Raw genomic sequence first — 21550 nt, 5'->3', positions numbered from 1 at the left:
GCCGCCGTACCGCGGCGGCCGCCTGCCTCGCGCGGGGCTCAGCGGGCGTTGAAGTACTTGGCCTCGGGGTGGTGGATGACGATGGCGTCGGTGGACTGCTCGGGGTGGAGCTGGAACTCCTCGGAGAGCTTGACCCCGATCCGCTCCGGCTGGAGCAGGTCGGCGATCTTGGCCCGGTCCTCCAGGTCGGGGCAGGCGCCGTAGCCGAGCGAGAAGCGGGCGCCCCGGTACTTCAGGGCGAACATGTCCTCGACGTCGGACGGGTCCTCCCCGGCGAAGCCCAGCTCGGCGCGGACCCGGGCGTGCCAGTACTCGGCCAGCGCCTCCGCCAGCTGGACGGACAGCCCGTGCAGCTCCAGGTAGTCGCGGTAGGAGTCGGCGGCGAACAGTTCGGCGGTCGCCTCGCCGATCCTGGAGCCGACGGTGACGACCTGGAGGCCGACGACGTCGGTCTCGCCGGAGTCCTCGGGGCGGAAGAAGTCGGCCAGGCAGAGCCGGCGGCCGCGCCGCTGGCGGGGGAAGGAGAAGCGGGTGCGCTCGTTGCCCGCGTCGTCCAGGATGATGAGGTCCTCGCCCTTGGAGACGCACGGGAAGTAGCCGTGGACGACGGCCGCCTCCAGCAGGTTGTCGGTGTGCAGCCGCTCCAGCCAGCCGCGCAGCCGCGGCCGGCCCTCGGACTCCACCAGCTCCTCGTACGACGGGCCGTCGCCGGCGCGGTTCTGCTTCAGGCCCCACTGGCCCTTGAACAGCGCGCCCTCGTCCAGCCAGGACGCGTAGTCCTTGAGCGGGATGCCCTTGGACACCCGGGTGCCCCAGAACGGCGGCTCGGGGATGCGGTTGTCGACGGCCACGTCGGAGCGGACGCCGGTCTCCGGCTCGCGCTCCTCCAGCAGTACGCCGCCGCCGGCCGACGCCCGTACCCGGCGCTGCTTCAGCTCGGGCAGCGTCGCGCCGGGCACCCCGCGCTTGACCGCGATCAGGGCGTCCATCAGGCGCAGGCCCTCGAAGGCGTCCCGGGCGTAGCGGACCTCGCCCTGGTAGATCTCGTGGAGGTCCTGCTCGACGTAGGCGCGGGTGAGGGCGGCGCCGCCGAGGATCACCGGGTACTTGGCGGCCAGCTCGCGCTGGTTCAGCTCCTCCAGGTTCTCCTTCATGATCACCGTGGACTTCACCAGCAGCCCGGACATGCCGATGACGTCGGCGCGGTGCTCCTCGGCGGCCTCCAGGATGGCGGAGACGGGCTGCTTGATGCCGAGGTTGACGACGTTGTAGCCGTTGTTGGACAGGATGATGTCGACGAGGTTCTTGCCGATGTCGTGGACGTCGCCGCGGACGGTGGCGAGCACGATGGTGCCCTTGCCCTCGTCGTCGGACTTCTCCATGTGCGGCTCCAGGTGGGCCACCGCGGTCTTCATGACCTCGGCGGACTGGAGGACGAAGGGGAGCTGCATCTGGCCGGAGCCGAACAGCTCGCCGACGACCTTCATGCCGTCCAGCAGGGTCTCGTTGACGATGTCCAGCGCGGGGCGCTCTTCCAGGGCCGCGTCCAGGTCGGCTTCCAGGCCGTTGCGCTCGCCGTCGATGATGCGGCGCTTGAGCCGCTCGTCCAGCGGCAGGGCGAGCAGTTCCTCGGCCTTGCCGGCCTTCATCGACTTGGTGTCGACGCCCTCGAACAGCTCCAGGAGCTTCTGCAGCGGGTCGTAGCCCTCGGCACGCCGGTCGTAGATGAGGTCCAGCGCGGTGGTGACCTGCTCGTCGTCGAACCGGGCGATGGGCAGGATCTTGGAGGCGTGCACGATGGCGGAGTCCAGGCCCGCCTTGACGCACTCGTCCAAGAAGACGGAGTTGAGCAGGATGCGGGCGGCCGGGTTGAGGCCGAAGGAGATGTTGGACAGGCCGAGCGTGGTCTGCACGTCCGGGTGGCGGCGCTTGAGCTCGCGGATCGCCTCGATGGTGGCGATGCCGTCCTTGCGGGACTCCTCCTGGCCGGTGCAGATGGTGAAGGTCAGGCAGTCCACGAGGATGTCGGACTCGTGGATGCCCCAGTTGGCGGTGAGGTCGGCGATCAGCCGCTGGGCGATGGCGACCTTGTCCTCGACGGTGCGGGCCTGGCCCTTCTCGTCGATGGTGAGCGCGATCAGCGCGGCGCCGTGTTCGCGGGCGAGGCCGGCGACCTTGGCGAACCGGGAGTCGGGCGCGTCGCCGTCCTCGTAGTTCACCGAGTTGATCACGGCCCGGCCGCCGAGCTTCTCCAGGCCGGCCCGGATGACGTCCACCTCGGTGGAGTCCAGCACCAGGGGCAGGGTGGAGGCGGTGGCGAACCGGCCGGCCAGCTCGGCCATGTCGGCGACGCCGTCCCGGCCGACGTAGTCGACGCACAGGTCCAGCATGTGCGCGCCCTCGCGGATCTGGTCGCGGGCCATCTCCACGCAGTCGTCCCAGCGGGCGTCCAGCATGGCCTCGCGGAACTTCTTGGAGCCGTTGGCGTTGGTGCGCTCGCCGATGGCCAGGTAGGAGGTGTCCTGGCGGAAGGGCACGGTCTGGTAAAGGGAGGCGGCGCCCGGCTCGGGGCGCGGGGTGCGCTCGCCGGGGGTGAGGTCGCGGACCCGCTCGACGACCTGGCGCAGGTGCTCGGGGGTCGTGCCGCAGCAGCCGCCGACCAGGGACAGCCCGTACTCGCGGACGAAGGACTCCTGGGCGTCGGCCAGCTCGGGGGCGGTCAGCGGGTAGTGCGCGCCGTCCTTGCCGAGGACGGGCAGACCGGCGTTGGGCATGCAGGACAGCGGGATACGGGAGTGCCGGGCCAGGTAGCGCAGGTGCTCGCTCATCTCGGCGGGGCCGGTGGCGCAGTTCAGGCCGATCATGTCGATGCCGAGCGGCTCCAGCGCGGTGAGCGCGGCGCCGATCTCGGAGCCGAGGAGCATGGTGCCGGTGGTCTCGACGGTGACGGAGACGATGACGGGCACGTCCAGGCCGAGGGCGTCCAGGCCGCGGCGGGCGCCCAGGACGGCGGCCTTGGTCTGGAGCAGGTCCTGGGTGGTCTCCACCAGCAGCGCGTCGGCGCCGCCGGCGATCAGCCCCTCGGCGTTCTGCTGGTAGGCGTCGCGCAGCACGGTGTACGGGGCGTGGCCGAGGGTGGGGAGCTTGGTGCCGGGGCCGACCGAGCCGAGGACCCAGCGGGGGCGGCCGTCCTTCGCGGTGAAGGAGTCGGCGGACTCCCGGGCGACCCGGGCGCCGGCCTCGGACAGCTCGAAGACCCGCTCGGCGATGTCGTACTCGGCGAGGGCGGCGTGGTTGGCGCCGAACGTGTTGGTCTCCACGCAGTCGACGCCGGCCGCGAAGTACTCGTCGTGGACCGAGCGCACGATGTCGGGGCGGGTCACGCTGAGGACCTCGTTGCAGCCTTCGAGCTGCTGGAAGTCGTCCATCGAGGGGTCCTGCGCCTGGAGCATCGTGCCCATGGCACCATCGGCCACCACCACTCGGGTGGCCAGTGCTTCACGGAGGGCGGCGGCGCGGGTCCGGGTGTCGGAGTCCCGGCCGCTGTCGGCGGTGGGGGTCGGCAGCGATGCCATGGAAGTGCTCCCTGGGGTGCGACGACTGTCGGCTTTGCGCCACCGGGCCTGGCGACGCACCGGGCCAGCGTAACCATGTGCCCTTGAGCGGGGCTCGCGTATTCACGTGCTGGACACGGACACCGCAATCGGGCGGTGGTGGGAGGGTGGGGCGGCCGCCTGTCGCAGGTGGCCGGTGGTCGGCAACGGCCGATACTGTTCAGCATTGCCGAACTGTGGGCACACCACGGTGGAGCACCGTCGGAGAGTCGGAAAGGGCCGGAGCGATGCCGAAGAACATCCAGTCGCTTGAACGGGCGGCGGCGATGCTGCGTCTGCTCGCGGGCGGCGAGCGCCGGCTCGGGCTGTCGGACATCGCGTCCTCGCTGCAACTGGCCAAGGGGACGGCCCACGGCATCCTGCGCACGTTGCAGGCGGAGGGCTTCGTCGAGCAGGACCCGGCCTCCGGGCGCTACCAGCTCGGGGCGGAGCTGCTGCGGCTGGGCAACAGCTATCTGGACGTGCACGAGCTGCGGGCCCGGGCGCTGGTGTGGACCGACGACCTCGCGCGCTCCAGCGGGGAGAGCGTGCACCTGGGCGTGCTGCACCAGCGGGGCGTGCTGGTGGTGCACCACGTCTTCCGGCCCGACGACAGCCGCCAGGTGCTGGAGGTGGGGGCCATGCAGCCGCTGCACTCCACCGCACTGGGCAAGGTGCTCTGCGCGTACGACCCGGTGGCGCACAGCGAGCTGCTGGAGGTGGACCGGGAGGCGTTCACCGCGCGCACGGTCACCGCGCTGCCCGAGGTGGAGTCGCTGCTGGACCTGGCCCGGGCGCGCGGCTGGGCGGCGGACGTGGAGGAGACCTGGGCGGGCGTGGCCTCGGTGGCGGCCCCGATCCACGACCGGCGCCGGATGCCGGTGGGCGCGGTGGCGATCACCGGGGCGGTGGAGCGGGTCTGCGAGGCCGGCGAGCTGCGCTCCGGCCTGGTGGCCGCCGTGCGCGACTGCGCCCGCGCCGTCTCCCGCGACCTGGGCGCGGGCCGCTTCTAGGCCCCGGCCGGGGCGCGTCGCAGCCGGGCCGCCGCCGGGGCGCGGACCGCGTCCGGCCCACCGGCCGGGGCGCGGTCCCACCCGTGGGCTTACCCGCCCCTCCCGGGCGTCCCGGGAGTTCAGGCCGCCTCGAGGGCGGCGACGTCCAGTCTGCGCATCTTCAGCATGGCCTGGAAGACCCGGGCGACCCGCTCCGAGTCGGGGTCGTCGAGCAGTTCGACGAGCCGGCGGGGCACGATCTGCCAGGACAGGCCCCAGCGGTCCTTCAGCCAGCCGCAGACGCTCTCCTCGCCGCCGTCGGCGAGGAAGCGGTCCCACAGGTCGTCGACCTCCTCCTGAGAGTCGCAGTCGACCGACAGCGAGACCGCCTCGGTGAACCTGAACTCGGGGCCGCCGTTGAGGGCCGTGTACTCGCGGCCGGCCATGACGAAGTCGACCGTGAGGACCGCGCCGGGCTCGCCGGGGCCCCCTTCCGGATAGCGGGTGACCTTCTGGACCTCGGAGTCCGGGAAGAGCGAGACGTAGAAGGCGACGGCGGCCTCGGCGTCGCCGTCGTACCAGAGGCAGGGGCGGATCTTCTCCATCGGGACGGGCATGGCGCTGCTCCCTCGCGTCGGCGCCCGGGGCCGTGCGCGCCGGCGCGTGCTCCGGACGTGCCGGGGACGTGGCCCGGACGTGCTCCGGACCGGTTCGGGACGTCCCCGAGGGGCAGACCGCCTCCGCGGACCGGACTCATCGGTCCCGCATCGGGCGGTCCCGGCCGGGTCGGCGCATCATCGGTAACGAACGGGTTTCGGCTGGTCGAAGCCTTGACGTCACGTTTACGAGGGAGCAAAACTGCCGTGCATCGGTCGGCATTGTCGAACACCTACCGGCAATACGCGCTAGAGTGGGACAACGCCAGGAGACCGGACCACGCCCTCAGCCGAGGGCACGGACCACCGGAGGGACCCGGGGTCTGCCTTCCCCTGGACGAAGGACAAAGGAGTCGCGGGTGTCCAGCTCCGACATCTTCATCGGCGAGACCATAGGGACCGCCATACTCATCCTGCTCGGCGGCGGAGTCTGCGCCGCCGTCACGCTCAAGAGCTCCAAGGCCCGCGGCGCGGGCTGGCTCGCGATCACCTTCGGGTGGGGCTTCGCGGTGCTGACCGCCGTCTACACCACGACGGCCCTCTCCGGCGCCCACCTCAACCCGGCGGTCACCGTCGGCATCGCGGTCAAGGACGGCGAGTGGGGGCACGTCCCGGTCTACTTCGCCGGGCAGATCCTCGGCGCGATGATCGGCGCCGCCCTGGTCTGGGTCGCCTACTACGGGCAGTTCCGGGCCCACCTCACCGACCCGGAGATCGTCGGGGACCTGGCGGACGAGCCCATCGAGGGGCCGCACGACGGCACGCCGAAGCAGCCCGCCGGACCGGTCCTCGGCATCTTCTCCACCGGCCCGGAGATCCGCGTCGTCTGGCAGAACCTCGCCACCGAGGTCATCGGCACGCTGGTCCTGGTCCTCGCGGTGCTCACCCAGGGCCTCAACGACAGCGGCAAGGGCCTCGGCGTCATCGGCGGCCTGATCACCGCCCTCGTCGTGGTCGCCATCGGCCTCTCGCTCGGCGGCCCCACCGGTTACGCCATCAACCCGGCCCGCGACCTGGGCCCGCGCATCGTGCACGCCCTGCTGCCGCTGCCCAACAAGGGCGGTTCCGACTGGGGGTACGCCTGGATCCCGGTCGTCGGCCCGCTGGCGGGCGGCGCCCTCGCGGCGGGTATCTACTCCCTCGCGTTCGCCTGAGCCGCGGCCCGGGCCCCGACCGCGTACCGGCACCCGACCTCGTACGCGTACGCCGGAGTCCAGCGGCCACCGAGCACCCGAGCCGTCCTTCCTCTCACCCACCGGAGCCATCGTGACCGACGCACACACCACCGGCCCCTTCATCGCCGCCATCGACCAGGGCACCACCTCCTCCCGCTGCATCGTCTTCGACCGCGACGGGCGCATCGTCGCCGTCGACCAGAAGGAGCACGAGCAGATCTTCCCCAAGCCGGGCTGGGTGGAGCACGACGCCGCCGAGATCTGGACCAACGTCCAGGAGGTCGTGGCCGGCGCGATCGACAAGGCCGGCATCACCGCCGCCGACGTCAAGGCGATCGGCATCACCAACCAGCGCGAGACCACGCTGCTGTGGGACAGGAACACCGGCGAGCCCGTCCACAACGCCATCGTGTGGCAGGACACCCGCACCGACGCGCTCTGCAAGGAGCTGGGCCGCAACGTCGGGCAGGACCGCTTCCGCCGCGAGACCGGCCTGCCGCTGGCCTCCTACTTCGCCGGCCCGAAGGCCCGCTGGCTGCTGGACAACGTCGAGGGCCTGCGCGAGCGCGCCGAACGCGGCGACATCCTCTTCGGCACCATGGACTCCTGGGTCGTGTGGAACCTCACCGGCGGCACCGACGGCGGCGTGCACATCACCGACGTCACCAACGCCTCCCGCACCATGCTGATGAACCTGCACACCATGGAGTGGGATGACAAGATCGCCTCCTCCATCGGCGTGCCGCTGGCGATGCTGCCCGAGATCCGCTCCTCCGCCGAGGTGTACGGGCAGGTCAAGGGCGGCGTGCTGGACGGCGTCCCGGTCGCCTCCGCGCTCGGCGACCAGCAGGCCGCGCTGTTCGGCCAGACCTGCTTCGCCGAGGGCGACGCCAAGTCCACCTACGGCACCGGCACCTTCATGCTGATGAACACCGGCGACAAGATCATCAACTCGTACAGCGGGCTGGTGACCACCGTCGGCTACCGGATCGGCGACCAGGACCCGGTGTACGCGCTGGAGGGCTCCATCGCGGTCACCGGCTCCCTCGTGCAGTGGATGCGCGACCAGATGGGCCTGATCAAGTCGGCCGCCGAGATCGAGACCCTGGCCTCCTCCGTCGAGGACAACGGCGGCGCCTACTTCGTACCGGCCTTCTCCGGGCTGTTCGCCCCGTACTGGCGCTCCGACGCCCGCGGCGTGATCGCCGGACTGACCCGGTACGTCACCAAGGCGCACATCGCGCGCGCCGTCCTGGAGGCCACCGCCTGGCAGACCCGCGAGATCACCGACGCCATGACCAAGGACTCCGGCGTCGAGCTGACCGCGCTGAAGGTCGACGGCGGCATGACCTCCAACAACCTGCTGATGCAGACCCTCGCCGACGTGCTGGACGCGCCCGTGGTGCGCCCGATGGTCGCCGAGACCACCTGCCTCGGCGCGGCCTACGCCGCCGGCCTGGCCGTCGGCTTCTGGCCGGACACCGAGGCCCTGCGCGCCAACTGGCGCCGGGCCGCCGAATGGACCCCGCGGATGGACGCCGACAAGCGGGACCGCGAGTACAAGAGCTGGCTCAAGGCCGTGGAGCGCTCCATGGGCTGGCTGGACGACGAAGACAAGTAGGAACGGGAGCACCATGACCACCCTGCAGAGCGTCCCCACGCACGGGACGCACCCGGACGCCGGTTCGCTGCCCGGTCGCGCCGAGACCCGGGAGCAGCTCGACAAGGCGACGTACGACCTCCTGGTGATCGGCGGCGGCATCCTGGGCATCTCCACCGCCTGGCACGCCGCCCAGTCCGGGCTGCGGGTGGCCCTGGTGGACGCCGGCGACTTCGCCGGCGCCACCTCCTCCGCCTCCTCCAAGCTCCTCCACGGCGGCCTGCGCTACCTCCAGACCGGCGCGGTGAAGCTGGTGGCGGAGAACCACTTCGAGCGCCGGGCGGTCTCCCGCCAGGTCGCCCCGCACCTGGCCAACCCGCTCACCTTCTACCTGCCGGTCTACAAGGGCGGCCCGCACGGCGCGGCCAAGCTCGGCGCCGGCGTCTTCGCCTACTCGGCGCTCTCCGCCTTCGGCGACGGCGTCGGCCACCTGCTCAGCCCCGCCAAGGCCGCGCAGGACGTGCCGGAGCTGCGCACCGAGAACCTCAAGGCGGTCGCCGTCTACGGCGACGACCAGATGAACGACGCCCGGATGGCGCTGATGACGGTCCGCGCCGCCGTCGCCTCCGGGGCCGTCGTCCTCAACCACGCCGAGGTCACCGGACTGCGGTTCACCAACGGACGGGTCACGGGAGCGGAGCTGCGCGACCGCATGGACGGCGCGGAGTTCGGCGTCGACGCCCGCCTCGTCCTCAACGCCACCGGACCGTGGGTGGACCACCTGCGGAAGATGGAGGACCCGAACGCGGCCCCCTCCATCCGGCTGTCCAAGGGCGCGCACCTGGTGCTCAAGCGCACCTCGCCGTGGAAGGCGGCGCTGGCCACCCCGATCGACAAGTACCGCATCACCTTCGCCCTCCCCTGGGAGGACATGCTGCTGCTCGGCACCACCGACGAGGAGTACGACGGCGACCCGGGCCAGGTCGCGGTCACCGAGCGGGACACCGCCCAGATCCTGGACGAGGCGGCCTTCTCCGTACGCGACCAGCAGCTCTCCCGCGACCTGATCACCTACTCCTTCGCGGGCCTGCGGGTGCTGCCCGGCGGCCCCGGCGACACCTCCAAGGCCAAGCGGGAGACGGTGGTCACCGAGGGCCGCGGCGGGATGCTGTCGGTGGCCGGCGGCAAGTGGACGACGTTCCGTCACATCGGCCGCACCGTGATGAACAAGCTCGCCGCCCTCCCCAGCCACCCGCTCGGCGAGGACATGGAGCCCCTCTCCCACCTGCCGAAGAAGCTGCCGCTGCCCGGCATCGCCAACCCCAACGCGGTCGCCCACCGGCTGCTGGTGGACGGCGGCGCCCCCGGCCCCCGGATGGCCGCCGACACCGCCCGGCACCTGGCCACCCACTACGGCTCGCTCGCGCTCGACATCGCCCGCCTGGCACAGGAGAACCCGAAGCTGGCCGAGCGGATCCACCCCGACGCGCCCGAGATCTGGGCGCAGGTCGCCTACGCCCGGGACCACGAGTGGGCGGCCACCGCGGACGACGTGCTGCGCCGCCGCACCACGCTGACCATCCGCGGCCTGGCCACCGACGAGGTCCGGGCCGGCGTCGAGTCGGTGCTCGGCGAACGGAGCTGACGGCCCGGCAGATCGGGCGGCAGATCGGGCGGCGGGGCGGTCCCTGACGGGGGGGGGCCCGCCCCGCCGCGCTGTCCGCACCCCGGTCCGCGGGGATTCGCGCCCGCCCTGGTGGGTAGTGGCTTGCGGTCGGCGAAACGGCTGGCGGGAGGGCCGGTGGCGGGCCCGGTGGGGAGGGTTGGTGAAGTGCACCCGGACGGGTACGGGGGCGGCGGCGGGGCCCGCCGCAGCCCGTAAGGTTGGTCCGTACGAACGGAACTTCGGAAGGAGGCCTGGGTGATCGAGCTCGCGGGGGTTCCCGAGCTGATCGACCCGGTCATGGTGGCCGCGTTCGAGGGCTGGAACGACGCCGGCGACGCCGCCTCCACCGCGGTCGCGCACCTGGAGCGGGAGTGGAAGGGCGAGGTGTTCGCCGCCCTGGACGCCGAGGACTACTACGACTTCCAGGTCAACCGGCCCACGGTGTTCATGGAGGGCGGGGTGCGGAAGATCACCTGGCCCACCACCCGGCTGTCGGTGGTCCGCGTCGGCGGGGACAAGCCCCGCGACCTGGTGCTGGTCCGCGGCATCGAACCGTCCATGCGCTGGCGCTCGTTCTGCAACGAGATCCTCGGCTTCGCGCACGAGCTGGGCGTGGAGATGGTGGTGATCCTGGGCGCGCTGCTCGGCGACACCCCGCACACCCGGCCGGTCCCGGTCAGCGGGGCGACCTCCGACCCGCAGCTCGCCCGCACCATGGACCTGGAGGAGACCCGCTACGAGGGCCCCACCGGCATCGTCGGCGTCCTTCAGGAGGCGTGCACGCACGCCGGCGTCCCGGCGGTGAGCCTGTGGGCGGCGGTGCCGCACTACGTCTCGCAGCCGCCCAACCCCAAGGCCACGCTGGCGCTGCTGAACCGCCTCGAGGACCTCATCGGGCTGCGCATCCCGCTCGGGGAGCTGACCGAGGACGCGCGGGCCTGGCAGGTCGGCGTGGACCAGTTGGCCTCGGAGGACAGCGAGGTCGCCGAGTACGTGCAGACGCTGGAGGAGGCGCGGGACACCGCGGAGCTGCCGGAGGCGTCCGGCGAGGCCATCGCGCGCGAGTTCGAGCGGTATCTGCGGCGGCGCGACGGCGGCGGCCCCGGCCAGGGGCACGCCACCGAGTCCGGTGACTCCGGCTATCTGCGCGACCCCTCCGGCAGCCGCACCCGCCCCCCGAAGCCCAAGGGCCCGGAACAGCGCGGCCCCGAGACGGCTGACGCGGCCGACACGGCGGACGAGACCGGGACGCCGGACGAGGCCGGGACGCCGGACGAGGCCGGGACGCCGGACGACGGCGAGACGGCTGACGCGGCCGGTACGACCGACGGGGACGGCTCGGCCGACGCGGGCGACGCGAGCGGCTCGGCCGAAACGAGCGGCTCGGCCGGCTCATCCGGTAGGAACGGCTCGTCCGACACGGCCGGTACGAGCAGGTCGTCCGACGCGGACGACACGGCCGACGCGGACGACGCGGACGACGCGTCGGGCAGCCGCGGCGAGGGCGACCCGGACGACGGCCCGTCGGAGGACTGACCCCGCGCCAGGCCGCCTGCCGGCCGCGGACGGCACAGGAGGGCGGCGCCCGTCGGGGCGCCGCCCTCCTGTCGTGTCACCTCGGTCCGGGGCGCCCTACAGCGCGACGCCCAGGAGCGCGTCCACGGTCCGGGAGACCAGCCCGGGCGCGCTCTCGTCGGCGCCGCCGTCGGCCTGCTGGGCAGCCGCCCAGCGGTCCACCGCGGCCAGCGCGGCCGGCGAGTCGAGGTCGTCGGCGAGCGCCTCGCGCACCTCTTCCAGCAGGGCGTCGGCGGGCAGCCCGTCGGGCCGGGAGACGGCGGCACGCCAGTTGGCCAGCCGCTCCTCGGCGTCCCGCAGCACCTGGTCGGTCCACTCCCAGTCCGCGCGGTAGTGGTGGGCCAGCAGGGCGAGCCGGATCGCGGCCGGGTCGGCGCCCTGGCGGCGCAGCGCGGAGACGAAGACCAGGTTGCCCTTGGACTTGGACATCTTCTCGCCGTCCAGGCCGACCATGCCGGCGTGGACGTAGGTCTTGGCGAAGGGGTGCTCGCCGGTGAGCGCCTGGGCGTGCGAGGCGCCCATCTCGTGGTGCGGGAAGACCAGGTCGGAGCCGCCGCCCTGGACGTCGAAGCCCATGCCCAGGTGGTCCAGGGCGATGGCGACGCACTCGATGTGCCAGCCGGGGCGGCCGCGGCCGAGGCTGCCGCCGTCCCAGCTCGGCTCGCCCTCGCGGGCGGCCATCCACAGCATCGGGTCGAGCGGGTTCTTCTTGCCGGGGCGCTCGGGGTCGCCGCCGCGCTCGGCGGACAGCGCGCGCATGACCTCGGCGTCGTAGTGCGAGACCTCCCCGAAGTGCGGGTCGGACTCGACCGAGAAGTAGACGTCGCCGTCCAGGTCGTAGGCGGCTCCGGCGTCCCGCAGTCGCTCCACCAGCGGCACGATGCCCGGTATCGCCTCCACCGCGCCGATGTACTGCTTGGGCGGCAGCATCCGCAGGGCGGTCATGTCCTCGCGGAACAGGGCGGTCTCGCGCTCGGCGAGGCCGGTCCAGTCGATGCCGTCGCGCACGGCCCGCTCCAGCAGCGGGTCGTCGACGTCGGTGACGTTCTGGACGTAGTGGACCTGCCGCTTGGTGTCCAGCCACACGCGCTGTACGAGGTCGAAGGCGTTGTACGTCGCCGCGTGCCCCATATGGGTGGCGTCATAGGGCGTGATGCCGCAGACGTAGATGCGGGCGACCGGCCCGGGGGTGAGGGTCACTCGGCCGTCGGTCGCGGTGTCGTGGATCCGGAGGTCGCGGCCCGTGCCGGGCAGGGCGGGGACCTCGGAAGCGGGCCAGGCATGCATGCTCCCGAGCCTAACCGGATGCGGTGTCCGGATACGAACCGGATACGGCCAAGGACCCGGCCGAGGCCGCGGTGGCGGCCCCGACCGGCACGCTCGCGGCCGGGCCCCCGCCGCCCGGTGCGCCGACCGGGCCACCACTGCCCGAGCGCCCCCGTCCGCTACACCGGAGGCCAGGGGATGGCGGGCCACTGGCCCGACGGCTCGGGGTGGCGGCCGGTGCCGCGCAGGGTGGCGACCCGTTCGCGGAGGGCGGTGAGTTCGGCGGGCGTGATCAGCTCGACGAGCCGGGCGCCCAGCGGCGTACCGGGGGCGAGCGCGTCGGCCAGGGCGGCCAGGGTCTCGGTGATCTCGGCGGGCAGCGGCTCGCCGGCCCAGCCCCACAGCAGGGTGCGCAGCTTGTCGTCGGTGTGGAAGGTGACGCCGTGGTCGATGGCGTGCAGCCGGCCGCCGGGCGCGGGCAGCAGGTGGCCGCCCTTGCGGTCGGCGTTGTTGATGACCGCGTCGAGCACGGCGAGCCGCCGCAGCCGGATGTCGTCGGCGTGGACGAGCAGCGCGGTGCGGTCCTCCTCGACCTGGGCGTAGCCGATGGGCTTCCAGCCGTCGTCCGGCTCGTCGCCCTCGACCAGGGCGAGCAGTTCGGCGTCGGGGTCGGCGTCGATCCAGAGCTGGACCATGCCGGTGCCGTACGGGCCGTCGCGCAGCACCGTCGGCGGGACCAGGTCCCAGCCGGTGGCCCGGGAGACCTCGTAGGCTGCGACCTCGCGCTCGGCGAGGGTGCCGTCGGGGAAGTCCCACAGCGGGCGTTCGCCGGCGACCGGCTTGTACACGCAGTCGGCCGTCCGCCCCTCGTAGGCGACGGTGCACAGCAGCACCGCGTTGGACGCCTCGCGGACCTGCCCCTGGACGGTGAGGTCGCCGAGGGTGAGCAGTTCGAGCAGTTCGGCCGGGTCCTGCGGGGCCGGCGGCGCGTCCGGCCCGGCGGCGGGGGTCACGCCCGCCGGTACCCGTTCTGGCGCGGGCATACGTGTCCTTCCGGGTCGAGCGGGAGGCTGCACAGCGGGCACGGCGGCCGGCCGGCGTTGACCACGTCGAGGGCGCGCTTGGCGAACGCCCGGGCCTGGGCGCCGGTGAGGCGGACCCGCAGCATCGGCGGGCCGTTCTCCTCGTCCTGGAGGAGCCGCTCCTCCGCCTCGGCGAGGTCCTCCTCGGACTCGGCGTCCAGCTCCACCAAGGCCTGGGCCTCGACGATCATCCGCTCCTCGTCGCCGTCCCAGGCCAGCGCCATGGTGCCGACCCTGAACTCCTCCTCCACCGGGCTCTCCAGCGGCTCGGTGTCGGTGGTCTCGGAGGGGGCGACGGCGGGCACCGGCGCGTTGCCCCCGGTGCGGCGCACGACCTCGTCGAGCAGTTCGTCGATGCGTTCGGCGAGCGCGGCGACCTGCGTCTTCTCCAGGGCGACGCTGGTCGTGCGGCCGGCCGCGGTGGCCTGCAGGAAGAACGTACGGCGGCCAGGCAGCCCGACCGTCCCGGCCACGAAACGCTCCGGTGGGTCGTAGAGGAACACCTGACGGGACACGTTCCCTCTCCCTTGCTCGAGTGGACGGCTGGACTGGACGGCTTCACGGGACAGCGTGCCCGGACGGCCTGAGCGGACCGCGTGCGCGAGCTGCTCGGGTGCGCGGCCTGGCACGGGGTGCGCGCCGCGGCCTGCGGACGTCGGCGTCTTGGGCCCGTCCACCCTACTGTGCGAGAGGATCACGGTGCGCCCGCGCCGCCGCCCACCTCCGCCCTGCCGCTCGCGGGGCCCTCATCGGCCGCGCCGCGGTCGCGCGGGGCGAGCGCGGCGAGGTCGCCGGTGTCGCCGAGCCGCAGGAGAAACGGCCGCAGACGGGTGTAGCGGATCGCGGTCACGGAACAAGGGTCCACATGGACGCGCTGGAACAGGTCGAGATGCATACCGAGGGCGTCGGCGACGACCGACTTGATGATGTCGCCGTGCGAGCACATCAGGAGCACCGCCTCGGGGCCGTGCTCGGCCTCCACGCGGGCGTTCCACTCGCGGACCGCGTCGACGGCGCGGGCCTGCATGGCGCGCATGGACTCGCCGCCGGGGAAGGCGGCGTCGGAGGGGTGCTGCTGGACGACCTCCATCAGCGGTTCGCCGGACAGTTCGGAGAGCTTGCGGCCGGACCAGTCGCCGTAGTGGCACTCCCCGATCCGCTCGTCGGTGTGCACCGCGAGCTCGGGGCGCGCCGCGAGGAGCGGGGCGAGCGTCTCGCGGCAGCGCTGAAGCGGGCTGGTGACGACGGCGGCGAGCGGAATGTCGCGCAGCCGTCCGGGGAGCGCGGCGGCCTGTGCGGCGCCCCGCTCGTCGAGGGCGACGCCGGGGGTCCAGCCCGCCAGCACGCCGTCGGTGTTCGCGGTGGAGCGTCCGTGCCGTACCAGGATCAACGTGGCCATGGCTGCCAGGGTAGGCGGCCGGAGGGATGCCCGGCGGGGCAGATCGAAGGAGAATACGCGCTGTGATCGTCGACTGCGCCGTCTACCGGGACGGCCACCGTACCGAGGGTGCCTCCGACTTCTCCGACGCGCTGGACGGGGCGCGGGCGTCGGGTGGCGACACGTTCCTGTGGATCGGGCTGCACGAGCCGTCGCAGGAGGAGTTCGACCACGTCACCGAGGAGTTCGGACTGCATCCGCTGGCGGTGGAGGACGCCCTGAAGGCGCACCAGCGGCCCAAGCTGGAGGTGTACGACGACTCGCTGTTCATGGTGCTGAAGCCGGTGGTGTACGAGCCGGCGGGCGACACCGTCTCCACCGGGGAGCTGATGGTGTTCGTCGGCGACTCGTTCGTGGTGACGGTCCGGCACGGGGCGGGCGCGCCGCTGGCGGCGGTACGGGAGCGCCTGGAGAAGGAGCCGGACCTGCTGCGGCTGGGGCCGACCGGGGTGCTGTACGCGATCAGCGACGCGGTGGTGGACCACTACATCGACGTGGCGGGCGAGCTACAGGTGGACCTGGAGGAGCTGGAGACCGAGGTGTTCCAGCCGTCCGGCGGCGACGCGAAGAACACGGCCGCCCGGATCTACACCTTCAAGCGGCAGGTGCTGGAGTTCCGCCGGGCCACCAATCCGCTGTCCGGTCCGGTGACCCGGTTGGCGAGCGGCGGGGTGCCGTTCGTCGTGGAGGAGGCGCAGCCGTTCTTCCGGGACGTGGCCGACCACCTGACCCGGGCGACCGAGCAGGTGGAGGGTCTCGACCGGCTGCTGTCGGACATCCTGTCGGCCCATCTGGCGCAGATGGGCGTGCGGCAGAACGACGACATGCGCAAGATCTCCGCCTGGGCGGCGATGGCGGCGGTGCCGACGATGGTGGCCGGGGTCTACGGGATGAACTTCGACTTCATGCCGGAGCTGCACCAGGAGTGGGGCTACCCGGGCGTGGTGGTGCTGATGGTGCTGATCGTGATCGGCCTGTACCGGCTGTTCAAGCGGCGCGGCTGGCTGTAGCCCGCGGCCGCCGGGCGTACGGGCCGGACGGCGCCGGCCGCCGGCAGTCCGTACGCCGGCAGTCAGTACGCGGAGGCGGGTGCGGGCTCGGCCGGGCCGCCGAGCGCGTCGAGGCGCTCCGGCATCCTGAGCTGCACCATCCGCCGCCAGCCGCCGGCCCTCTCGTACGCGTACATGGCACGGATGCCGGCGGCCAGCACCGCCGACTTGGCCTTGGGCCAGCGCAGGATGCGGCCCATGTGGGCCATCACGGCGAGGCTGACGTCGCGGTAGACGGCGGTCTCGGCGACGGCGGACTCGCGCAGCACGCGCTGGATGAGCCGGCCGTGCCCCGCCCGGGCCAGCCGCAGCAGCTCCTCGTGGCAGTAGGCGAGGTGGTTGTCCTCGTCCGCGCCGATCATGCGGATGGCCTTGCCGACCTCGGGGTGGTCGCCGAAGTGGCGGACGAGCATGTCCATCTGGTCGGCGGCGCGCTGCTCGGTGACCCGGCTGTGGCAGAGGTAGACGACGATGTCCCGCTCGGTGAGCGTCTGGTCGCGGCGGAGCTTGGCGTGGGTGAGACCGATGCCGCGCCGCTCCAGCAGCATGGTGTAGTCGGCGGCCGCGGGCACGGGGCCGGGCTTCAGGCCGCGCTTCTTCAGCAGTCCGTGGAAGATCCGGCCGTGCTTGTCCTCGTCGGCGCCGTGCCGGGCGATCTTGGGGGCGAGGTCGCGCAGACCGTCGGGGACGAGCGCCGCGATCCGGCCGTTCTCCCAGCCGCCCTGGGCCTCGCCGCTGGCCGCGATGGAGCAGAACAGCCGGTAGGACTCGTCGTGGTCGAGGATCTCCTGGAACAGGTTTCGGGCCGACAGCATCGGTGCCACCTCCGTACGCGCGCGCCCGGACCGCCGGGCCGCCCGGGTCTCCTTGCGTGCTTCCATCCGTCACCGCGCGGGCCCGCGGGCATGCCGGGCGGGAGGGGAATCGACGAGTACGGGGAGCGGGATACGCCGATCGGCTCACCCCGGATGCGTAACCCGCGGGGCGGTGGGGCGTTGAGCAGCACGACGGCCGTGGCGGGGATGACCCCGAGCCCCCACCACGGCCGCAGACATGTCCGGCCCCCGGCGCTGCCCGCGCCGGGGGCCGTCCGGTGTCATCAGTGCGCTGCCGTCAGTACGCTGCCGTCAGTCCGCGAGGCCGGCGCGCTCCAGGGCGTCGGTGCCGGCCCGCAGGGCGGCGATCCGCTCCTCCAGGGTGAAGCCGGCCGGCGCGAGGGTCAGCGTGGTGACGCCGGCCTCGGCGTAGGCGGCCATCCGCTCCGCGATCCGCTCCACGGGGCCGAGCAGCGTGGTCTGGTCGATCAGGGTGTGCGGGACGGCCGCGGCGGCGCCGGCCTTGTCGCCGCCGAGGTACTTCTCCTGGATCTCTGCGGCCTCCTTCTCGTACCCCATCCGCTGGGCGAGCTGGTTGTAGAAGTTCTGCTTGCGGCTGCCCATGCCGCCGACGTACAGCGCGGTGTACGGGCGGAACATGTCGGCCAGGCCGGTGACGTCGTCGCCGACCGCCAGCGGGACGGTGGGCACCACGTCGAAGCCGTCCATGGTCTTGCCGGCCTTCTCGCGCCCGGCCCGCAGGTGGCGGATCGCGGTCTCCTCCAGGTGCTCGGCGGAGGGGAAGATCAGGAGCGCGCCGTCGGCGATCTCGCCGGTCTGCTCCAGGTTCCTGGGGCCGATGGCCGCGATGTAGAGCGGGATGTGCTCGCGCTCCGGGTGCACGGTGAGCTTGATCGGCTTGCCCGGGCCGCCGGGCAGCGGCAGCGTCCAGTGCTCGCCCTCGTGGGTGAGGCGCTCCCGGGCCATCGCCTTGCGCACGATCTCGACGTACTCGCGGGTGCGGGAGAGCGGCTTGTCGAACTTCACCCCGTACCAGCCCTCGGAGACCTGCGGTCCGGAGACGCCCAGGCCGAGGCGGAAGCGGCCGCCGGAGAGCGAGTCCAGGGTGGCCGCGGTCATGGCGGTCATCGCCGGCTGGCGGGCCGGGATCTGCATGATCGCCGAGCCGATGTCGATGTTCTCGGTCTGGGCGGCGACCCAGGAGAGCACGGTGGGCGCGTCCGAGCCGTACGCCTCGGCGGCCCAGCAGACGTCGTACCCGAGGCGGTCCGCCTCCTGTGCGACGGCGAGGTTGTCGCCGTCCATGCCCGCACCCCAGTAGCCGAGGTTGATGCCGAGCCGCATACAGGTCCCCTTACACACCGTTTACTGACCAGTAACGTCCTGGGGGCGGAGCCTAGCGCGCCCCTCCCCGTCCCGTCAGGGGGGCCTGCGGCGACGGCAGGCGACGGCCGCGGCCGTGGCCGCGGGCAGAGGCTGCGGCAAGGCTGTGGAAAACCCTCTCACCGCCGTTGTCCACAGCCCCTCTTCGGCCGTCCCCGCGGCCAGTAATCTCGCCGCCATGGAGCAGAGGCATCTGGGCCGGACCGGCCTGCGCGTGTCCCGGATCGGGCTCGGCACCCTCACCTGGGGCCGGGACACCGGCGAGCACGATGCCGCCGACCAGTTGAAGACGTTCTGGTCGGCGGGCGGCACGCTGGTCGACACGGCCGACGTGTACGGCGGCGGCGAGGCCGAGTACCTGCTCGGCCAGCTCGTGGAACGACTGGTTCCGCGCCATGAGCTGGTGATAGCCACCAAGGCGGGCAGCGTGCCCGACCCGCACCGCCGGGTGGACGGGTCGCGCGGGCACCTGCTCGCCGCGCTGGACGCCTCGCTGGCCCGGCTGGGTACCGACCACGTCGACCTGTGGCAGGTGCACGCCTTCGACCCCGACACCCCGCTGGAGGAGACCCTCCAGGCGCTGGACATCGCGGTGAGCAGCGGCAGGGCCCGCTATGCGGGGGTGTGCGGCTTCTGCGGCTGGCAGCTCGCGAAGGCGGCGACCTGGCAACTGGCCGCGAACGGCACGCGGACCAGGCTGGCCGGGACGCAGATGGAGTACTCGCTGCTCCAGCGGGGCGTGGAGCGCGAGGTGCTGCCCGCCGCCGTCGACCTGGGGGTCGGCCTGCTGGCCTCGTCCCCGCTGGGGCGCGGGGTGCTGACCGGAAAGTACCGCCGAGGGGTGCCGGAGGGCTCGCGGGGCGGCTCCGAGCGCTTCGCCGCATTCGTCGAGCCCTACCTGGACGACGCGGCGGCCCGCGTGGTGGACGCGGTCGCCACCGCGGCCGACGGACTGGCGGCGACCCCGCTCCAGGTGGCGCTGGCCTGGGTGCGGGACCGGCCCGGGGTGACCGCGCCCATCGTGGGCGCGCGCGACGCGCGGCAGCTCGCGGCGGCACTGTCAGTGGAGGCGCTTAGTCTTCCAGACGAGATCAGACGGGCCCTGGACGACGTGTCGGCGCCCGTGCACCGCTATCCCGACCAGGACTGGAGCACCCTGTGACCGCGCTTCCCCGGGGGGAGACCCCCGGCCACCCGAGCCACGCCGAGCCCGCGGAGCCCTCCGCGGCCGCGGCGGCCGCGGAGGCTCCCGCGGCGCCGGAGGCTCCCGGGACGCCCGCCCCGGCGTCCGTCCCCGGCGATCCCGTCCCCCGCGAGCCCGCTCCCGGCGAGCCCACTGCGGCGGCGGAGGACGATGCCGCCTCGGACGACGCCGCATCGGACGACGGCTCCCCGGAGGGCGGGTCCACGGAGGAGGGGGCGCCGCAGGACGGGGCTCCGGAGGGCGGGTCCCCGGACGGCGCCTCGGGTGAGGCGGCGGGCTCGGGCGGCGATGTGTCGGAGGCTCAGGCGGAGCTGGCGGCGCAGCGCGAGCTGCGGGCCCGGATCGCGGAGCGCAAGGCGGCCAAGGAGGGCCCGGTGCCGGCCGGCGGCAAGCTCAGCGGCACGGCGGCCGACCTGCTGGCCGCGGTACGCGCGGTAGAGAGCGGCGAGAAGTCCGGTGCGGCCTTCTACGACTCCCCCGCGCCGCCGCCCCGCAGGGCCGCGCCCCGGCCGGTGGCCCCGGAGCCGGTGCGGCCGGCCGTGCCCGCCCCGGCGGTCCGGGAGGCCCGCCGGGCCGCCCCGCCCGAGGCGGTCGACGCGATCCGCTCGGTACTCGCCCGCGGCGGGGCGCCCGAGGCGCTGGCCGGCCGGGTGGCCGACGCCCTCGGCGAGGCCGCGGCGGACCTCCTGCCGGAGGATCCCTGGCGGTTGCTGGCGGTGCCCGGCATCCGGCCCGAGCAGGCGGACGGCTTCGCCCGGGCCCTGCTGGGCGAGGAGGCCGGCCCGGCCGACGACCGCCGCGCGGTCGCGCTCACCGGTTGGCTGCTCCAGCAGGCGGCCGAGCGCGGCCACACCGCCGTGGACGCGGAGGAGGTCCGGACGGCGCTCGCCGAGCGAGGTGTGCCCGACCCGGAGGAGGCCGTCCGGCACGCCGTGGCCGAGGGCGCGGTGCTGGTGTTCCGCGAGGGGGCGGACGGCGGATACGAGGAGGAGACGGACCCGGACGCCGCCGGCCCCGAGGGTGCGGAGGGCGCCGGGGACGGAGAGGAGTCGGCGGCCGGGGAGGGCGCGGAGCCCGGGGACGCCCCGCGCCGGGTGCTGCTGGGGCTCGACCGGTACGCGATGGCGGAGGAGAGCCTGGCGGACGGGCTGGCCCGGATCGCCCGGACCGTCCCGGAGGAGCGCTGGCGGGAGCTGCGTCCCGCCGAGCTGGCGGGGGCGCTGGCCGAGCACGGGCTCGTCCTGCACACGGGCGGCGAGGAGGCCCGCCGCGAGCCGGTGGCACTGGCCGACGCGGTGCACGGGCGGGGACTGCGCGCGGCGGTGGCCTCGCACACCGAGGACGGCGTACGCCGGGCCGCGCCGGCCCAGGGCGACGGGGTCGGCGAGGGCGGGGCGGGCGCGGTCCGGGTGACGGTCGCCGGACTGCTGTCGGGTGCGCTGGGCGCGCCCGGCCGGGACGCTGACGGCGCGCTGGCGCTGGACCTGCTGGTGGTGCTGGACGCCCCGCAGTTGGACGTCGAGACGGCGGCGATGCTGGTGGAGGCGCTGCCGGACGGCTGCCGGCTGGTGTTGAGCGGTGATCCCGGGGTGCTGGGGCCGGCCGGCGCGGGCCGGGTCTTCGCGGATGCGCTGGCAGCCGGGGTCTGCCCCCGGATCGCCTCGCGCGTGCCCGACCCGGGGCCGCTGGGGGAGCTGGTGTCGGGGATCGGCGTCGGCGAGCTGAACCAGGTGGCGGCGCCCGGCAAGGAAGTCGTGATCGTCCCGGTGCGGGACGCCGGGGAGGCGGTGCACCGCACGGTGCAGCTGGTGGCGGACTCGGTGCCCCGGGCGATCGGCGTGCCGGCCGAGCACACCCAGGTGATCACCGTCGGACACGGCGGTGCGGCCGGCACCCGGGCACTGAACGCCGCGCTGAAGGAACGGCTCCATCCCGGCCCCGGGCGCTTCGGCGGCTTCGACCCCGGTGACCGGGTGGCGTACACGCCCGCGCCGGGGCGCACCCTCCCGGGCACGGTGGTCTCGGCCGACGCCGA

At 73.6% G+C, this 21550-nt stretch carries 16 protein-coding genes; 8 read left to right on the top strand and 8 right to left on the bottom strand.

The genetic code is table 11. The annotated features are described in order from the left end of the window. Positions 1-38 precede the first annotated feature (38 nt). The gene (gene metH, locus C6N75_RS19765; protein ID WP_105870244.1) at positions 39-3575 is read right to left on the bottom strand and encodes a methionine synthase; all 3537 of its coding nucleotides are present in this window, start codon (positions 3573-3575) and stop codon (positions 39-41) included. 266 nt (positions 3576-3841) lie between these two features. Here metH and C6N75_RS19760 point away from each other — a divergent pair, with 266 nt between their 5' ends. Then, a complete protein-coding gene (locus C6N75_RS19760) occupies positions 3842-4606 on the top strand; it encodes an IclR family transcriptional regulator (RefSeq protein WP_105870243.1) in 765 nt (254 codons plus the stop codon). Between the two features lie 119 nt (positions 4607-4725). Here the strand turns inward: C6N75_RS19760 and C6N75_RS19755 are convergent, their stop codons facing one another. Continuing rightward, positions 4726-5190: a VOC family protein gene (locus tag C6N75_RS19755; RefSeq protein ID WP_105870246.1), complete on the bottom strand. Its 465-nt coding sequence runs from the start codon at positions 5188-5190 to the stop codon at positions 4726-4728. 410 nt (positions 5191-5600) lie between these two features. Here C6N75_RS19755 and C6N75_RS19750 point away from each other — a divergent pair, with 410 nt between their 5' ends. The 4 genes from C6N75_RS19750 (at position 5601) to C6N75_RS19735 (ending at position 11218) form a co-directional block, all read left to right on the top strand. Then, positions 5601-6395 carry an MIP/aquaporin family protein gene (locus C6N75_RS19750; protein ID WP_105870242.1) on the top strand — a complete coding sequence of 265 codons (795 nt, stop codon included), beginning with the start codon at positions 5601-5603 and terminating at the stop codon, positions 6393-6395. A 112-nt stretch (positions 6396-6507) separates the two neighbouring features. Then, positions 6508-8037, top strand: coding sequence for a glycerol kinase GlpK (glpK, locus tag C6N75_RS19745; protein WP_105870241.1), 1530 nt, complete (start codon positions 6508-6510; stop codon positions 8035-8037). Positions 8038-8050: 13 nt separating this feature from the next. Continuing rightward, positions 8051-9661: a glycerol-3-phosphate dehydrogenase/oxidase gene (locus C6N75_RS19740; protein WP_105870240.1), complete on the top strand. Its 1611-nt coding sequence runs from the start codon at positions 8051-8053 to the stop codon at positions 9659-9661. Between the two features lie 276 nt (positions 9662-9937). Next, positions 9938-11218: a PAC2 family protein gene (locus C6N75_RS19735; protein WP_105870239.1), complete on the top strand. Its 1281-nt coding sequence runs from the start codon at positions 9938-9940 to the stop codon at positions 11216-11218. Positions 11219-11314: 96 nt separating this feature from the next. On the opposite strand, the gene mshC is transcribed toward C6N75_RS19735, so the two are convergent. From mshC to C6N75_RS19715, 4 genes are all read right to left on the bottom strand, one after another. Next, positions 11315-12544 carry a cysteine--1-D-myo-inosityl 2-amino-2-deoxy-alpha-D-glucopyranoside ligase gene (mshC, locus tag C6N75_RS19730; protein ID WP_105870238.1) on the bottom strand — a complete coding sequence of 410 codons (1230 nt, stop codon included), beginning with the start codon at positions 12542-12544 and terminating at the stop codon, positions 11315-11317. Between the two features lie 158 nt (positions 12545-12702). Continuing rightward, positions 12703-13566, bottom strand: a complete 864-nt coding sequence (locus C6N75_RS19725) for an SCO1664 family protein (protein ID WP_105870237.1) — start codon at positions 13564-13566, stop codon at positions 12703-12705. Continuing rightward, positions 13533-14120, bottom strand: a complete 588-nt coding sequence (locus C6N75_RS19720) for a DUF3090 domain-containing protein (RefSeq protein ID WP_105870236.1) — start codon at positions 14118-14120, stop codon at positions 13533-13535. Before C6N75_RS19720 ends, C6N75_RS19725 begins: the two co-directional genes overlap by 34 nt. 179 nt (positions 14121-14299) lie before the next feature. Next, the gene (locus tag C6N75_RS19715) at positions 14300-15004 is read right to left on the bottom strand and encodes a histidine phosphatase family protein (RefSeq protein ID WP_105870235.1); all 705 of its coding nucleotides are present in this window, start codon (positions 15002-15004) and stop codon (positions 14300-14302) included. 53 nt (positions 15005-15057) lie between these two features. Here C6N75_RS19715 and corA point away from each other — a divergent pair, with 53 nt between their 5' ends. Continuing rightward, the gene (corA, locus tag C6N75_RS19710) at positions 15058-16053 is read left to right on the top strand and encodes a magnesium/cobalt transporter CorA (protein WP_105870245.1); all 996 of its coding nucleotides are present in this window, start codon (positions 15058-15060) and stop codon (positions 16051-16053) included. A gap of 62 nt (positions 16054-16115) precedes the next feature. Here corA and C6N75_RS19705 read toward each other — a convergent pair whose 3' ends face one another. Both C6N75_RS19705 and C6N75_RS19700 read right to left on the bottom strand, forming a co-directional pair. Beyond that, positions 16116-16907 (bottom strand): hypothetical protein, encoded by a 792-nt coding sequence (locus C6N75_RS19705; protein WP_105870234.1) that lies wholly within the window; start codon positions 16905-16907, stop codon positions 16116-16118. Positions 16908-17219: 312 nt separating this feature from the next. Further along, the gene (locus C6N75_RS19700; protein WP_105870233.1) at positions 17220-18272 is read right to left on the bottom strand and encodes an LLM class F420-dependent oxidoreductase; all 1053 of its coding nucleotides are present in this window, start codon (positions 18270-18272) and stop codon (positions 17220-17222) included. Between the two features lie 217 nt (positions 18273-18489). Here C6N75_RS19700 and C6N75_RS19695 point away from each other — a divergent pair, with 217 nt between their 5' ends. Beyond that, positions 18490-19473, top strand: a complete 984-nt coding sequence (locus tag C6N75_RS19695) for an aldo/keto reductase (RefSeq protein ID WP_105870232.1) — start codon at positions 18490-18492, stop codon at positions 19471-19473. Next, positions 19470-21550: helix-hairpin-helix domain-containing protein (locus tag C6N75_RS19690; RefSeq protein WP_105870231.1), on the top strand; the 2081-nt coding region annotated here is incomplete at its 3' end. The genes C6N75_RS19695 and C6N75_RS19690, both read left to right, overlap by 4 nt.

The sequence above is a fragment of the Streptomyces solincola genome, assembly GCF_002982015.1.
Taxonomy (GTDB): Bacteria; Actinomycetota; Actinomycetes; order Streptomycetales; family Streptomycetaceae; genus Streptomyces; species Streptomyces solincola.
The sequence above is the reverse complement of the archived record's forward strand: the minus strand, read 5'-3'. Positions and strand labels throughout refer to the sequence as shown.